The sequence below is a fragment of the Variovorax glucosi genome, from assembly GCF_051216695.1.
Taxonomy (GTDB): domain Bacteria; phylum Pseudomonadota; class Gammaproteobacteria; order Burkholderiales; family Burkholderiaceae_C; genus Variovorax.
On the sequence record NZ_JBPJZE010000037.1, the window covers coordinates 1 to 892 of the forward strand.

1 protein-coding gene is annotated in these 892 nt (G+C 69.1%); it reads left to right on the top strand.

Going from position 1 to position 892, the window contains the following annotated elements; genetic code table 11:
* On the top strand, nucleotides 1-705 hold a 705-nt coding region (locus ACSFA3_RS22560), incomplete at its 5' end, for a chromate transporter (protein WP_435507715.1).
* Between the last annotated feature and the right edge of the window lie 187 nt (nucleotides 706-892).

An 892-nucleotide genomic window follows, 5' to 3' on the forward strand; every position in this document is an offset into this window, starting at 1 on the left:
GCGCATGCCCGCTTCACGCGCGGCCGCCTTGCCAAGGTGCTGGCAGTGGGACTCGGCCTGTGGGCCCTGGCGATGGGTGTGCTCGTGGCCACGCAGGGCTGGCAGAGTGCACTGGCGCAGATGGGCTGGTTCTTCACCAAGGCCGCGCTGCTGACCTTCGGCGGTGCCTATGCGGTGCTCCCGTATGTGTACCAGGGGGCGGTCGAGCACTACCACTGGCTCAACGGCACGCAGATGATCGACGGCCTGGCGCTCGGCGAGACCACGCCCGGGCCGCTGATCATGGTGGTGGCCTTCGTCGGCTTCGTGGGCGGTTGGCTGCAGCAGGTCGCGGGGCCGGGCGCCTTGTTCATCGGCGGGGCGTTGGCGGCCACGGTGGTGACCTTCTTCACCTTTCTGCCGTCGTTCGTTTTCATCCTCGCCGGTGGGCCGCTGATCGAGGCCACGCACGGCAAGCTCGGGTTCACCGCGCCGCTGTCGGCCGTGACGGCCGCGGTGGTCGGCGTGATCTTGAACCTCGCGCTGTTCTTCGCGTACCACGTGCTGTGGCCGCAGGGTTTCGGTGGGCGCTTCGACGCGCTGTCCGCGGTCATCACGGTGGCGGCGGCCGTGGCGCTCTTTCGCTTCAAGGTCGGCGTGATGCCGCTGCTCGGCGCCTGCGCAGCCGTCGGGCTGCTGGCGACCCTGGTGCCCGGGCTGCGCTGAGGAGGCACCATGGACGCCATCGCACAACCCCTGCCGTTCGACCCCGCGACGATCCGCGGACTGTCAGCGAAGCTGCTCGGCAGCCATCACCAGAACAACTATGGCGGGGCCGTGAAGCGGCTCAATGCCATCCGCGCGCAGCTGGCAAAGGAGCCCGTTGCGGGCTTGGCCGGTTTTGAGCTCAACG